The sequence below is a fragment of the Qipengyuania aquimaris genome (genome assembly GCF_020171965.1).
Taxonomy (GTDB): domain Bacteria; phylum Pseudomonadota; class Alphaproteobacteria; order Sphingomonadales; family Sphingomonadaceae; genus Qipengyuania; species Qipengyuania aquimaris_A.
The window spans coordinates 300,531-313,942 of the sequence record NZ_JAIUZK010000001.1; the positions used below are offsets into that span (position 1 = coordinate 300,531).

A 13,412-nucleotide genomic window follows, 5' to 3' on the forward strand; every position below is an offset into this window, starting at 1 on the left:
AGACAGACACATGAGCACTATCCTTCACATCACCGCCAGTATCCGTGACGGCGAAAGCGTATCGCGCAGCCTCGGCACCAAGCTGGTCGAAAACCTCGCAGCCAAGCAGGACGCCCAGGTTGTCACCCGCGACCTCGCGAAGAACGACATTCCGTTCATCGATGCAGAGCGGTTTGCGGCAAACCTGGCCCCCTATGCCGAACGTTCGCCCGAGCAGCACGAACTGGCCAAGGTTGCCGACGAGCTGATCGAGGAACTGAAGGCAGCCGACACCATCGTGTTCAGCGTGCCGGTCTACAACTTCGCCGTCCCCGCCACGGTAAAGGCGTGGGCCGACCTCGTCGCCCGCGCTGGCACGACCTTCCAGTACACCGCCAACGGCCCCGAAGGTCTTCTCACCGGCAAGAAGGCCTATATCGCAATCGCGTCGGGCGGCACTCCGATCGGCAGCGAGATCGACTTCATGAGCCCGTGGCTGAAATTCTTCCTCGGCTTTCTCGGCATCACCGATGTCGAAATGGTCGCTGCCGATGGCATCATGGGTGAAGGCGGCGAAGAGAAGATCGCCGAAGCCCACGAAGAGGTCGAACGCCTCGCCGCCTGATTACGCAGGCTTGTGAGCCGCCATTATCTCGCGCCGCTTCTGGATTTCATAATATTCAGGGCGGCGCGGGAATTTCGCTGTCAGCAACAGCAGCAGCGCAATCGACAGTCCGGCACCCACGATGATGAATATCGACGGCAGACCGCCAAGCGCGTCTGTCTTGCCCAGCATGAACGCTCCGAACGAAATCCCGAAGTTCGATACCGCCATGTAGATCGTAAACTGCGTCGCTGCGACGGTCGGGTCGCATAGCCGCATCGAGATCGGCAGCAATGCGACCGTGATCAGCATGTCGAGCGGGATCCAGAAATAGACGAACGCCATGAAGACGGCCGAGTTGCTCCAGTGTTCGATCGCTCCGAACATGACCGCGCACATCGCGATGCCCGACGCCACCCACATGATGCCGATCCGCTTCGCGCCATATCTGTCTCCGAGCCAGCCACCGAGCGTCATGCACAGCACGCCGGCAAGCAGGCCGGCTGTTGCGGTCAGGCTGGATATTTCGGCAGTGTCCCAGCCGACATAGTTGGCCCCGATGAGCGGTGTCGCACCTGCGAAGCCGCCATAGAGGACCCCGCGCCCGAACAGGCAGGGCAGCCACAAGAGGCTCGACGACCTTCGCATCGAGTTGAACGTGGACTTGAGCAGCGGCCACCAGGCATCGAGCTGGATTTCCAGGTTCCTCTCGTGGGCCCTGCCGCTACTCCACGGCATCGACCTTTCGCCCTGCCGCTCCCTGAAAGAGGCAATGTAAACGCAAAGGACAAAAATCAGGGCGGCGACGATCAGGAATGCCGCTGGCGCTCCGAAGTCCCCGATTACGAAACCGCAAATGGCCGTTGCGGCGGCGATGCCGATCGCCTGACCGCCGAACATCATGCCGGACCCTCGCGCGCGATCATCCTCGGTCATGATGTCTACCGCAAGGCCATCGACCGCCACATCCTGGAACGTCGTCGCCAGGTTCAGGGCAAAGCCGATACCGCCGAGAATTGCGACGTCTTTCACGGAAGGGTCTATTAGCGCTGCGATCAGCAGGCATGCGATCATCACGAGCTGCGCACCGAGGATCCACGCCCTGCGTCGCCCCATGGGCAGGAAGGTATAGCGGTCCATGATGAACCCGTTGACGAGCTTGAGCGACCACGGAAGCGCCGTCAGCGCAGCCACGGAGCCGACATCGGCCGCAGGCGCCCCGTTCACGGCCATCCATGCCGGCACCGCGAACCAGAACAAGCCGATCGGCATGCCCTGCCCGACGTAGAGAATGAAAAGGGTGAACAGCCGCAAGCGCTGGCTGTCTTCAAGGATCAGTGATTTTCCGGACGCGGCAGATGCCATCGCTTAGCCCCCATAAGCATGAGTGACGGCTGGCTATCTGCCCTTGGCCGATCGCGTCCCTACGATCCGATTGGCCTAGTGCTGCCCTATCGCGGGCGATCTCGCAAGGTCAGCCGGGCACGTTTCGCTTCAGGTCATCGAGCCACAGATCCGCTACGGCATCGCTGGGCGCACGCCAGTCACCGCGTGGCGAAAGCGCGCCGCCCGCGCTGACTTTTGGCCCGTTGGGCATGGCGCTGCGCTTGAACTGGCTGAAGCCGAAGAACCGATTCACGAAGTTTTCCAGCCACTTGGCGATGGTGGGCAGGTCGTAGGCGTTCTTGGCATCTTCGGGGAAATCGATCGGCCACTGTCCTGCCTCGGCGTCCTTCCATGCGTGCCAGGCAAGGAAGGCGACATGGCTCGGGCTCTGCCCCCAGCGAATGACATGATGCAGGAAAAAATCGTTCAATTCGTACGGGCCGATGATCGATTGCGTGCTCTGAATCGTGCCATCCTCGCCCGCGGGAACCAGCTCGGGGCTGATTTCGGTGTCAAGGATGTCGAGCAATACCTCGTCCACATGATCGTCGAACTGGTGCGTCGTCGTGGTCCAGCGGATGAGATACTGAATGAGCGTCTTCGGCACGCCGGAATTGACGCCATAGTGGCTCATCTGGTCGCCGACGCCATAGGTGCACCAACCGAGCGCGAGTTCGGACAGGTCGCCGGTTCCGATCACCCAGCCGCCATGCTGTCCTGCAAGGCGGAAGAGGTAGTCCGTGCGCAGGCCCGCCTGGACGTTTTCGAAGGTGGTGTCGTAGACGGGATGTCCGTCGGCGAAGGCGTGGCCGATATTCTCCAGCATCATCGTCGCCGTCGGCTTGATGTCGATTTCTTCCGCGGTGATGCCGAACGCCTTCATCAGCTTCCAAGCGTTGGACTTGGTCCCGTCCGAGGTTGCAAAGCCGGGCATGGTGTAGCCGCGAATATCGGTGCGGGGGCGGCCCAGGCGGTCCATCGCCTTGGCGGCGACCAGCAAGGCATGGGTGCTGTCGAGTCCACCCGAGATGCCGATGACGAGGCACTTTGGCCGCGTCGCTTCGATCCGGCGCATCAGGGCGTCAACCTGGATATTGAAAGCCTCGTAGCAATCCTCGTCCAGCTTCTCCTGACGGTTCGGGACGAAGGGGAAGCGGCGGATCGGTCGCACCAGTCCGTTGTCTTTTGGCGCCGCGCCGTGCTCGAACCCGATTGTGCGGTACCAGTCTTCCGGGCGACCCGCCGCATCGGCTGCATCGCCCCAGGTCTGCATTCGCATGCGCTCTGCAAGGATGCGGCGCGTGTCGACGTCTGTCACACACAGTTCGGGCTCGTGATCGAAACGCACGCTCTCGATCAGCAAGTCGCCGAGCTCGTAGATCATGCCCTGCCCGTCCCATGAAAGATCGGTGGTGCTTTCGCCGTAACCACTGGCGGAATAGGCATAGGCGCAGACATAGCGCGAAGAGCTGGCGCGCGTGAGCATGTGCCGCTCGTCCGACTTGCCGATCGTGATGTTCGATGCGGACAGGTTGAGCAGAATCGTCGCCCCGGCCAGCGCGGCAAGCGTACCGGGCGGATTGGGCGACCAGAAATCCTCGCAAATCTCGATACCGAAGGTGAAGCCGGCAAGATCTTCCGCTTCGAAGACGATGTCCGTTCCGAACGGCACCGTCTCGCCCAGAACATCGATTTCCAGCCCGACACAATCGCGGCCATGGCTGAACCAGCGCTTTTCGTAGAATTCGCGGTAATTCGGCAGGTAGCTTTTGGGCACCACGCCGAGGATACGCCCCTTGGCGATGGTGATGGCGCAATTGTAGATCCGCCCGTTCCGCCGCAGCGGCGCGCCGATGACCAGCACCGGTGCGAGCGTGCGCGACCGTTCGAGAATTTCGGAAAGATGCCTCTCTACCGCCTCCAAAAGCGCGGTCTGCAAATGCAGGTCGTCGAGCGCGTAGGAGGAAAGACTCAGCTCCGGATAAAGCAGGAGATCGACGCCCTGCTCATGCGCTTTTTCGGCCTGCTCGATTATGCCTTGGGCATTGTAGGCGATGTCCGCAGTGCGCACTTTCGGCGTGGCGGTTGCGACGCGCACGAAGCCGTGGGTGTGCAAATCGAAAAAGGGATGCGTGTCACCGCTGGCCATGGGTCGCGTTTCTTTCTGTTGGTCTTCGGCAGGCTCTATCCAGTCCGCAGGCTCACAAATTCCGAGTTCGGAGAGCGTGCGCTGGGCCTGTGCGCGGGCGATGCGGCCCTTGCTTTCCCAGCCGAACACGGTCTGCGTCTTGAAGCCATGACGGGACGCGAACTCTTCTGCGGACAGGGGTGGTTTCTGCGCCTGCCGCCATGCCTTGAGTTTCTGTCCTGCTTTATGCATTTCTCGCGATTATCCCGAAAAGATAATTCACGCAAGGATCAAGCCGCAGCAAGCAACTCCGCTACGTCGGGGGCATCCTGCAATAGCTCAAGTAGCCCGCGCTCGTCCCGCGTCAGCCACTGCGTCGCACGAGGCAGCTTCAGCGAAGCCCGCCATTCCTCCTGACGACCGACCAGATCGATCACGGCCGGATGGATATAGCTTTTGCGCGTCACGGCGGGGGTGTTGCCGAGTTTCTGCGCGACACAATCGAGCAATTCCTTGATCGGCAGCCTGCCCTCGCCTTGGCGCAGGCACTCGAAGGCCAGCACGCTTGCATGCCAGGTGCGAAAATTCTTTGCCGTGAAGCGCTCGCCCATGGCCTCTTCGAGATAGGCGTTCACATCGCTCGAACCGACGGGGTTCACCTCGCCGTCATCGTCGACGTATTTGAAGACGTTCTGGCCGGGCAGGTCCTGCATCTTGCGCACCAGCCGGGCGAGGCTGCCATCGGTCAGCGTCACTTCACGCTGCTTCCCGGACTTCCCGCGATAGCGAAGGCGCAGCGTCTTGCCGGTCACCTCTGCATGCCGCCGCCTCAAAGTCGTCGCGCCGAAGCTCTTGTTGCGTTCGGCATAGCCTTCATTGCCGACACGAACCGCGCCGAGATCGAGCAGTCGCACCACGCTTGCCACTGCCCGGTCGCGGGTCAGTTTTCGGCCGCGCAAATCTTCTTCAACCCGTTTGCGAACGAGGGGGAGCAACGCGCCGAACGCGATGCAGCCATCGAATTTCTCGCCTTCGCGGGCAGCACGAAACTCAGGGTGATAGCGATATTGCTTGCGTCCCTTCGCATCCAGGCCTGTCGCGAGGATATGGCCGTTCGGCGCGGGGCAGAACCAAGCGTCCTCGTAAGCGGGCGGCAGGGCAATGGCGTTGAGCCGCTCCTTCTCTTTGCGGTCGCGAATAAGCTCGCCCTTGGGATCGTAATACGCCCAGCCCTTGCCCGCTCCCTTGCGGGTGATGCCGGGCAGGCTGTCGTCTACATAGATGAGCTTCGTCATGGCGAAGGGAAGAACCGTGGCAAGCGTGTAGCGGTTCCCCACCTTGCGACGAATGGAAGGGTGAATTAGCCCGACCAAAAAGGAGATCACTATGGCCGATGCGACTTACACCCCGCCCGAAGTCTGGACCCACGATGCCGAAAACGGCGGGCGCTTCGCCAGTATCAACGCTCCCACAGCAGGTGCCCGCGAGCAGAAGGATCTGCCGGTCGGAGAGCACGATTTCCAGCTCTACTCGCTGGCAACGCCGAACGGCGTGAAGGCAACCGTCATGCTGGAAGAACTGCTGGAAGCCGGCCACTCCGGCGCCGAATACGATGCCTACACGATCAATATCGGCGACGGCGTGCAATTCACCAGCGGCTTTGTCGACGTGAACCCCAACAGCAAGATCCCCGCCCTCCTCGACCGCAGCGGCGACAAGCCCGTCCGCATTTTCGAAAGCGGTGCGATCCTGATGCATCTCGCTGAAAAGTTCGGCGCATTGCTCCCGACAGACCACACGCGCGCCGAAGTGCTCAGCTGGCTGTTCTGGCAGATTGGCAGCGCGCCCTTTATCGGGGGCGGCTTCGGCCACTTCTACGCCTATGCGCCGGAGAAATTCGAGTACCCCATCAACCGCTACGCCATGGAAACCAAGCGGCTCTTCGATGTCGCTGATAAGCGGCTCGCGGACAGTGAATATCTGGGCGGCAAGGATTACACGGTCGCCGATATCGCGGCATGGCCATGGATGGCGCCTTTCGTCGAAGGCACGATCTACAACGAGGCAAAGACCTTCCTCTCTATCCACGAGTACGAAAACGTCGCGCGCTGGGCAAAGCAGATCGCCGACCGCCCGGCGGTTAAGCGCGGCCGGATCGTCAACAAGGCATGGGGCGATGAAGACACGCAGTTGCTAGAGCGTCACTCGGCAGCCGATTTTGAAGGAAAGAAGCTCTAATCCCCCCTTCACATTGACGGCGGGCACGTTATAGGAGCGCCCGCCTGCTGGGGTGTAGCCAAGTGGTAAGGCACCGGTTTTTGGTACCGGCATTCGCAGGTTCGATCCCTGCCACCCCAGCCACTCTTCTCCATTCTTGTGATACCGGTCCCTCGCTCGCTTTTGCGAGCGAACTAGGTTGCATTTGCGCACCCTTTTGACCAAACGGGTCGGACACAAGGGATAGGAGATAGAGGACCCATGAGCGATTTCGAAATGATCAAGGCCGAACGCGACGGGCCCATTCTTACGATTACGCTCAATCGTCCCGAACGCCTCAACGCCTGCCCCCCGCAAATGGCGGACGAAATCTTCACGGCAATCCGCGATATCGGCGATGCACGCGCCGTCCTCCTGCGCGGTGAAGGCCGCGCCTTCTGTTCGGGCGCCGACCTGGCCGCGAATGCCGAAATGTCCGTCAGTGGTGGCGATCGCGCGTTTGCGTCCCTGAGCCAGCATTACAACCCGATGATCCAGGCCTTGGCGACACTGCCTGTTCCGGTGGTGTCCATGGTCCAGGGCCCTGCCGCGGGCGTCGGCTGCTCGCTGGCCCTCGCTGCGGATTTCGTGCTGGCAGGCAAGAGCGGGTACTTCCTCCAGGCGTTCGTCAACATCGGTCTGGTCCCCGATGGCGGATCGAGCTGGATGCTCCCCCGCCTTATCGGCACTGCCCAAGCCACTCGTATGATGATGCTCGGTGAGAAAATCCACGGCGAGGAAGCGGAGCGTATCGGCTTAATCTACCGCTGCGTCGAAGACGACGCGCTGGCGGGCGAGGCGCAGGCTCTCGTCGAGCGACTGGCCAATGGCCCCACGGTGGCAATCGGCCAGATGAAGCGCACCCTGCGCGACGGCTTGCAGGCCGATTTCCCGGCGACGCTGGCGGCAGAAGCCAACGCGCAGCGTATCGCCGGCAGCACCCAGGATGCGGTCGAAGGCGCGCTCGCCTTCCTCCAGAAGCGCAAGGCCGAATTCAAGGGAAGCTGATCCGGCGCTGCCTTGTGGCGAAAAGACAACAAGGCCTCATCAAAATGGGCAAAAACCGCGCTCGTTGATTGTTTTCCAACCGATCTTCCGCAGTAGTGCCAGCATTAACGCCTGCGCTGCCTTTCAGGGCAGTGCAATTTTTGGGAATCGCCAACACCGGAAAACCCGGTTTGCTTAGGGGGTTTAGAATATATGAATACTCGCATTTACGGTGCGAATCCTAAGGCTACGCGCCTGCTGGCAGGCTCCGGCCTGGCTGCACTCGCCGTAACCTTGGCTTCGCCAGCCGTGGCCCAGGACGCTGACGCTCAGGAAGACGAAGAAGTCGTAATCCTGGAAGAAGGTCAGGAAGTCCCCGAGGGTACCACCATCCTCGTTACGGGTTCGCGTATCCGTCGCAGCGAAGCGACCAGCTCTTCGCCCCTCCAGATCATCGATCCCGACATCGCTCGCCGCACCGGCGCCACCGACGTCGCCGAGATCGTACAGAACTCGCCCATCGCGAGCGGTTCGTCGCAGATCACTTCCGCAATTTCGGTCAACTCCGTTTCGAACGGTGGTCCGGGTGCAGAAACGATCTCGCTGCGCGGCCTGGGTGCGGAACGTACCCTCGTCCTGCTCAACTCGCGTCGTGCAGGCCCCGCCGGTACGCGTGGCGGCGTTGCCTCGTTCGACCTGAACGTCCTTCCCTCCTCGATCATCCAGTCGGTGGAAATCCTGAAGGACGGCGCATCGTCGATCTACGGTTCGGACGCTGTGGCCGGCGTGGTCAACCTGCTGACCAAGCGCTCGACCGACGGTCTCGAGCTCGACGGCTCGGTTACCATGCCGTTCGAAAGCGGTGGCGAAATCTACCAGGTCTCCGCTGCCTGGGGTAAGGAATTCGACCGTGGCCACATCATGTTCGCCGGTGAATATTATCGCCAGGAAGAACTCGAGCGCCAGGACCGCGACTATCTCGGTTGCGACTACGACTACCTGTTCCGCACCGAAGACGGTGACGAGCGTGTCGACCTGATCGACCCGCGAACCGGCGACCTTGCCTGTACCGGTGGTACGACCTGGGGTCACGTGTGGGCATACTACGCCAGCAACGTTCCGCAGACGAACTCGCCGGCAACGCTCATGCAGTTCAGCTACGGCAATGACAATCTGGGCCAGTACCTCGATCGTCCGGGCCCGATCACCGGCGCGTTCGACATTTCGTCGCCCGAAGGCTGGTATCCGGTCGCCAAGTACGATCCGCTGTCCCAGGCGCTGACCAACAGCTACCACCCCTTTGAACAGAAGTCGTCCGTCATCCCCGAGACCGAGCGTTACACCGCTTACGTCGAAGGTTCGTTCGACATCACCGACACGCTTCGCCTCTATGGTGAAGGCCTGTTCAACCAGCGTCGTACCTACGTCGACAGCTACAGCCAGTTCTACAACTTCGGCTACACGCAGCAGTACGACGAAGGCGATCCGGACGATCCGTTCCCGGGCTGGAACGGCAACTTCCAGTTCCTGTCGCCGACCGGTATCCTGGACAACTACGACAACGAGATCACCGTCGATTACTATCGCGCGGTCCTCGGCCTGACGGGTGACTTCAGCGACCGTATCGGTTTCGACATCCACGGTCAGTACAGCCGTTCCGACGGTGACTACGCACTCGACCAGATCCTGCAGGACGTTATCAGCCAGCAGACCAACCGCGCCTTCGGTGCCGGTTGTGCGGGCCTCGTCACGCCGATCAGCGGCAAGCAGTGTCTCCAGGTCAACTGGGTCGATCCGCGCATCATGGCCGGTGACTTCACCGACGAAGAAGAAGCCTACTTCACGGAAACGGAAGTCGGTAACACCCTGTACGAACAGGTCTTCGTCGAAGCTTCGGTTTCGGGCCAGGCGTTCGAACTGCCGGCAGGCTGGCTCGGCTTCGCAGCCGGCGCCGTCTACCGCCGTGACGACATCAACGACCTTCCGGGTCACATCACCTATGCTCCGAACCCCGATTTCGACCCGACCCTGTCGCCGGAAGATGACGGTTACGAGCGTCCGTTCGTAGACAACGGTTTCGCGAACCCGTTCTCCTCGGGCAACACCTTCGGTTATCGTGAGACGACCGAAGCGTTCGCCGAAATCGAAGTTCCGCTCATGCGCGACCGTCCGCTGGTCCAGGACCTCGTCCTGTCGGCATCGGCTCGTGTCACGAACGTGAACTCGGTCCGTGGTTCGGACGGCTTCTCGGACTCCGACAATGGCAACATCACCTACAAGCTGATGGGTAACTGGCAGGTCAACGACTGGCTGCGTTTCCGCGCAACCTACGGTACGTCCTACCGTGCACCGGCCCTGTTCGAGCTCTTCCTGGCCGACCAGGTCAGCGGCGCTCGCCAGACTGTCGACCCGTGCGTCAACTGGGGTCAGAACCTCGCAGAAGGTGCAATTACGCAGCGTATCGCTGATAACTGCGCTGCCGAAGGTCTCGACGATGACCGTACCGGTGCCGGTATCCAGGCCAGCGTCTTCACCTCTGGCGGTGTCGGCGTCCTGGAATCGGAATCGTCGCGCGCCATCACGGCCAGCACGATCCTGACGCCGTACATCGGTTCGGACAGCGACCTCGCCATCACCATCGATTACTTCGATATCAAGGTGAAGGACGAAATCGCTCAGCTTACGCCGACGTCGATCCTCCGTTCGTGCTATGACTCCGAAGATTTCCCGAACAGCCCGTTCTGTGATCTCTTCGAGCGTGGCCAGGACGGCGACCCGACCAACATCCGCAACATCTTCCGCAAGTTCATCAACGTCGATGAACAGCTGAACCGCGGTATCGACTTCACTGTCCGTGCAAGCCACGACTTCGGTGATGCCGGTCGCATCCAGCTGCTTGCTCAGGCTACCTACCAGCTGGAAGACACGGTTGCGCGTCTTGGCGAATTCGAAGACTTCAACGGTGAAGTTGGCGATCCCAAGTTCACGGCCGACATCAACCTCGGCTATGACTACAAGGGCTGGAACCTTCTTTACGGTCTGGACATCATCGGCGCTTCGTCGAGCGAAGAAGACTACATCGAAGACTTCGGCACGCTTTGCCGCAGCCCGGCAACGAGCCCGATCGCAGAATTCGTCTACCTCGGCGAATATTGCGTTCGTCCGCGTACCGATGCCGTGTTCTATCACAACCTCTCGCTGACGAAGGAATTCGCAGACCGCTTCGAGATCACCGCCGGTGTTTCGAACATCTTCGACACGCGTCCGCCTGAAGTGTCCGGCATCACCACTGTCGGTGGTGCAACGCCGCTGTTCGCATCGCAGTATGACTGGCTCGGCCGTCGTCTGTTCGTGCGTGCAGGCATCAACTTCTAAGCGTCTCGCTTAGCTAAAAATCGGGGGCGGTGCCGGAAGGCATCGCCCCTTTTATTTTGCGCGGTAGAAACCCTCGCCAGCCTTGCACTTTGCGCCCGCACCCTTAATCCGGCTGGCATGCAAACAATCCACGTCAAGCCGGACAATCTGGACGAACGGAATGCGGAGTTCCCGCAGACGCCGCTCGATCATCCGGTATTCCTGAACAGCCTTCCGAAGTCCGGCAGCCATCTGCTGCGCAACATCATTCGCATGTTCGTACCGGTGGAACACCAGTACAACGCCGACTTCATCCAATTCGCCAATCTCAAGCGCCACGTCGCGGCTTTCGACGGTCCGCCCGCCAAGCTCAGCTGGGGTCACCTTTTCTTCGCCGATATCTCGGCTGCGACCACGGGTGGCGCGCGCCGCATCCTCCTCGTGCGCGATCCCTACGATTGGGTTCTCGCAATGGCCCGCTTCATGCTGTCCGACGAGTTTTCCGGCGATCTCGATATCCTCAAGAAGGCCCCGCTCACCGCAGAGGAGCTTATGAATGTCGTGATTTTCGGCCTTCCGCGACAGAGCCCCGGGTTGCACGAGACCTTTCTTTTCAACGCGGTCGCCTGGCTCGGCACGGGCGAATACCTCGTCAGGTTCGAGGAATTGCGCGAGGCGGTGAAGAACCTCGATAGCGACGAAAGCGAAGCCTATTTCGCCAACCTCCTCGAAGCCTGCGGCATTGCCATGCCCGACGATTGGCGCGAGCGGGTCCGCATCGGTGCGGATCCGGAGCAGAGCGGTACGGCCCGGCAGAACCTGACCATGCGCGGGGTCAGCATTCCCGACACGCTCCCCCAGGCACAGCGTGATATCGTCGATCTCGTATCACCGCGCCTGCGCACCATCCTGGGGTACGCGCAATGAGCGGCGGACGCCCAGTCGAAACCGTCGGCGGCTCGCTCGACGACGCCCTGGCCCGCGGCGCCGCACTGCTCCAGTCCGACCCTGCGCTGGCTCTGAAGCAGGCTCAGGTCATCCTGCGCAAGGACGGGCGCGAACCGCGTGCCCTGCGCCTTGCCGCTGCCGCCCATCGCGCAAGGGGCGAGGCGGATTTCGCCGCCAAGGCCGAGCTTCTCGCTATCGATGAAGCGCGCCGGTATCCCGTTCTGGCGCAGGCGGCCAAGGCACTCAATGCGGGTGATTTCCCCGCGGCGAGCGATCTTGCCGCCAAACATCTCAAGGACTTTCCCGGAGATCTCGCTGGAATAGTCCTCTCTGCCGAGAGCGCTCTGGGTATCGGTTTGCATGACAAGGCGATCCCCATGCTGAAGATGGTCCTCGATCGCGCGCCGGGTTTCGCTCACGCGGCTGTGCTGCTGGTCAACGGCTTGATGCTGTCGGACCAGTTGACCGAGGCTCGCAAGACGCTGGCCCCGCTCATTGCCGCTAACCCGGACGATATCGGCCTTCTCTCGCTTCAGAACCGCCTGCTGACCGGCGCTGGCGATTTCGAGGGCTGCGTGGAGACGACGCAGCGGCTGATCGATCTGAAGCCGAAATCGCCCGATTTCCGTGCCGACCATGCAGACGCCTTGCGCTTCGTCGGGCGGAGCGATGAGGCGAAAGAGGCGTATCGCAAGGCGCTCGAGCTCGATCCCGATCATGCGCGCTCGTGGTGGAGCCTCGCCGATCTCGACGCTTCCAGTCTCTCCGATGACGATATCGCCTATCTGACCAGGCGACTGGAAACAGCCGGGTTCAAGGGCGAACGCGAGATCAATTTCCACTTCGCCCTCGCAATGGCTCATCACGCGCGGAAGGATTTTGACCAGGCATTCGCCCATTTCGAAGCCGGAAACCGGAAGCGCCGGGAGGCCGATCCTTTCGATGCAGCCGAGTTCCAGGAATTGATGACGAGGCACCTCGATCACGCGAGCTCGATCTCCGCAGCACCGCAAGATGTTAGCGAGAACGCGTCCCCCCTCCCCCTCTTCGTGGTGGGTATGCCGCGGGCAGGTTCGACCCTACTTGAGCGAATGCTCGGTCAGTCGGACGCCATCGAACCTCTCGGGGAATTGCAGGTCGTCTCCCACATGGTCCAGCGCCTGATGCTGACCCAGGGCCGCGACGCTCTTCCGCAAACGATAGCCGGGCTGAACGACCAGTCGCTTGCCTCCATGGGCACATGGTATCGCAATCGTGCACGCGAGATGATGCGCAGCAATGCCAGCATTATCATCGACAAGATGCACATGAACTGGCGCCACCTGCCCCTGATCCTGCGTATGCTGCCGCAAGCGAAAATCATCGATATCCGGCGTGATCCGATGGATTGCTGCTGGTCGAATTATCGCACGTTGTTCGCACGCGGCCATGCGGCTTCCAGCGATCTGGAGGATATCGCGAGCTTCTATCGCACCTATACGCAACTCACCGATACCCTGCGCGAGCGGTTCCCCGACCGGATCATGCTGGTCGAATATGAGAACCTCGTGGACCGTCCGCAGGAGGTGCTCGGCGATGTGTGCGAATTCCTCGGCGTTTCCTACGACGAGGCAATGCTCGCCTTCCACCAATCCTCCGATGCGGTGGCAACGGCCAGCTCCGAACAGGTGCGTAAGCCCCTGAACCGCAAGGGGATCGGGGCATGGAAAGACTATGAGGCGCATCTCGCCCCACTGTCCGACGCCTTGGGTGAGCTGGCCGCAAGCTGAG

The 13,412-nt window shown here is 61.3% G+C and carries 9 protein-coding genes and 1 tRNA gene; 7 read left to right on the plus strand and 3 right to left on the minus strand.

Going from position 1 to position 13,412, the window contains the following annotated elements; translation table 11 throughout:
- Nucleotides 1–10: 10 nt before the first annotated feature.
- The gene (locus LCM24_RS01500) at nt 11–604 is read left to right on the plus strand and encodes an FMN-dependent NADH-azoreductase (RefSeq protein ID WP_224802452.1); all 594 of its coding nucleotides are present in this window, start codon (nt 11–13) and stop codon (nt 602–604) included.
- Here the strand turns inward: LCM24_RS01500 and LCM24_RS01505 are convergent, their stop codons facing one another.
- The 3 genes from LCM24_RS01505 to LCM24_RS01515 form a co-directional block, all read right to left on the minus strand.
- Nucleotides 605–1,948, minus strand: a complete 1,344-nt coding sequence (locus tag LCM24_RS01505) for an MFS transporter (RefSeq protein ID WP_224802453.1) — start codon at nt 1,946–1,948, stop codon at nt 605–607.
- 109 nt (nt 1,949–2,057) lie between these two features.
- On the minus strand, nt 2,058–4,118 hold the full coding sequence (locus tag LCM24_RS01510; protein ID WP_224803437.1) for an NAD(+) synthase: 2,061 nt from the start codon (nt 4,116–4,118) through the stop codon (nt 2,058–2,060).
- Nucleotides 4,119–4,387: 269 nt separating this feature from the next.
- Nucleotides 4,388–5,392 carry a DNA topoisomerase IB gene (locus LCM24_RS01515; protein WP_224802454.1) on the minus strand — a complete coding sequence of 335 codons (1,005 nt, stop codon included), beginning with the start codon at nt 5,390–5,392 and terminating at the stop codon, nt 4,388–4,390.
- A gap of 91 nt (nt 5,393–5,483) precedes the next feature.
- Between LCM24_RS01515 and yghU the strand changes: the two genes are divergently transcribed.
- The 6 genes from yghU (at nt 5,484) to LCM24_RS01545 (ending at nt 13,411) form a co-directional block, all read left to right on the plus strand.
- Nucleotides 5,484–6,335, plus strand: a complete 852-nt coding sequence (gene yghU / locus LCM24_RS01520) for a glutathione-dependent disulfide-bond oxidoreductase (protein WP_224802455.1) — start codon at nt 5,484–5,486, stop codon at nt 6,333–6,335.
- Nucleotides 6,336–6,383: 48 nt separating this feature from the next.
- Nucleotides 6,384–6,458, plus strand: a tRNA-Gln gene (locus LCM24_RS01525).
- A gap of 117 nt (nt 6,459–6,575) precedes the next feature.
- Nucleotides 6,576–7,361 carry an enoyl-CoA hydratase-related protein gene (locus tag LCM24_RS01530; protein WP_224802456.1) on the plus strand — a complete coding sequence of 262 codons (786 nt, stop codon included), beginning with the start codon at nt 6,576–6,578 and terminating at the stop codon, nt 7,359–7,361.
- 192 nt (nt 7,362–7,553) lie between these two features.
- Nucleotides 7,554–10,715: a TonB-dependent receptor domain-containing protein gene (locus LCM24_RS01535; protein WP_224802457.1), complete on the plus strand. Its 3,162-nt coding sequence runs from the start codon at nt 7,554–7,556 to the stop codon at nt 10,713–10,715.
- Between the two features lie 117 nt (nt 10,716–10,832).
- Nucleotides 10,833–11,621, plus strand: a complete 789-nt coding sequence (locus tag LCM24_RS01540) for a hypothetical protein (protein WP_224802458.1) — start codon at nt 10,833–10,835, stop codon at nt 11,619–11,621.
- A complete protein-coding gene (locus LCM24_RS01545) occupies nt 11,618–13,411 on the plus strand; it encodes a tetratricopeptide repeat-containing sulfotransferase family protein (RefSeq protein ID WP_224802459.1) in 1,794 nt (597 codons plus the stop codon). Before LCM24_RS01540 ends, LCM24_RS01545 begins: the two co-directional genes overlap by 4 nt.
- The last annotated feature ends 1 nt before the right edge of the window (nt 13,412 follow it).

Excerpts from the sequence above, each read along its gene's own strand:
- LCM24_RS01500 (WP_224802452.1), top strand. The coding sequence starts at position 11 with ATGAGCACTATCCTTCACATCACCGCCAGTATCCGTGACGGCGAAAGC.
- LCM24_RS01505 (WP_224802453.1), bottom strand. The coding sequence starts at position 1,948 with ATGGCATCTGCCGCGTCCGGAAAATCACTGATCCTTGAAGACAGCCAG.
- LCM24_RS01510 (WP_224803437.1), bottom strand. The coding sequence starts at position 4,118 with ATGGCCAGCGGTGACACGCATCCCTTTTTCGATTTGCACACCCACGGC.
- LCM24_RS01515 (WP_224802454.1), bottom strand. The coding sequence starts at position 5,392 with ATGACGAAGCTCATCTATGTAGACGACAGCCTGCCCGGCATCACCCGC.
- yghU (WP_224802455.1), top strand. The coding sequence starts at position 5,484 with ATGGCCGATGCGACTTACACCCCGCCCGAAGTCTGGACCCACGATGCC.
- LCM24_RS01530 (WP_224802456.1), top strand. The coding sequence starts at position 6,576 with ATGAGCGATTTCGAAATGATCAAGGCCGAACGCGACGGGCCCATTCTT.
- LCM24_RS01535 (WP_224802457.1), top strand. The coding sequence starts at position 7,554 with ATGAATACTCGCATTTACGGTGCGAATCCTAAGGCTACGCGCCTGCTG.
- LCM24_RS01540 (WP_224802458.1), top strand. The coding sequence starts at position 10,833 with ATGCAAACAATCCACGTCAAGCCGGACAATCTGGACGAACGGAATGCG.
- LCM24_RS01545 (WP_224802459.1), top strand. The coding sequence starts at position 11,618 with ATGAGCGGCGGACGCCCAGTCGAAACCGTCGGCGGCTCGCTCGACGAC.